Here is a 719-nt window from a genome sequence, read left to right as displayed (position 1 = left end):
CCATCACCATTTTGATGACGCCGCCGACGCCTGCGGCCGCTTGTGCGTGGCCGAGGTTGGATTTGAGGGAGCCGAGCATGAGGGGCTGGTCGTCGGGGCGCTGGTTGCCGTAGGTGGCGAGGAGTGCTTGGGCTTCGATGGGGTCGCCGAGGACGGTTCCGGTGCCGTGGGCTTCGACGGCGTCGACGTCGGAGAAGGAGATTCCTGCGTCGGTGACGGCGGCGCGGATGACGCGTTCCTGTGCGGGTCCGCTGGGGGCGGTGAGTCCGTTGGAGGCGCCGTCCTGGTTGACGGCGGTCCCGGCGACSACGGCGAGGACTTCGTGTCCCAGCCGTYGTGCGTCGGAGAGTCGTTCGACGACGAGGACGCCGACGCCTTCGGCCCATGCGGTGCCGTCGGCGTCCGCGGAGAAGGATTTGCAGCGTCCGTCGGTGGCGAGTCCGCGTTGGCGGGAGAACTCGATGAAGATGCCGGGGGTGGACATGATGGTGACGCCGCCGGCGAGGGCCAGCGAACACTCGCCGGAGCGCAGGGCCTGGACGGCGAGGTGGAGTGCGACGAGTGAGGAGGAGCAGGCGGTGTCGACGGTGAGTGCGGGGCCTTGGAGGCCGAGGGTGTAGGCGACGCGGCCGGAGGCGACGCTCGACGTCGTTCCGGTCAGTCCGAAGCCGGCCGCACCGGCCGCCGCCTCACCCAGCCGCGGACCGTACTCCTGGGCC

1 protein-coding gene is annotated in these 719 nt (G+C 70.6%); it reads right to left on the bottom strand.

Going from position 1 to position 719, the window contains the following annotated elements:
- Nucleotides 1-719 (bottom strand): beta-ketoacyl synthase N-terminal-like domain-containing protein (locus EAO70_RS37260; RefSeq protein WP_148007186.1); only part of this gene is annotated, 719 nt, incomplete at both ends.

This window comes from Streptomyces sp. adm13(2018) (genome assembly GCF_008042145.1).
GTDB lineage: Bacteria > Actinomycetota > Actinomycetes > Streptomycetales > Streptomycetaceae > Streptomyces.
This window is presented reverse-complemented; position numbering and strand designations above follow the sequence as displayed.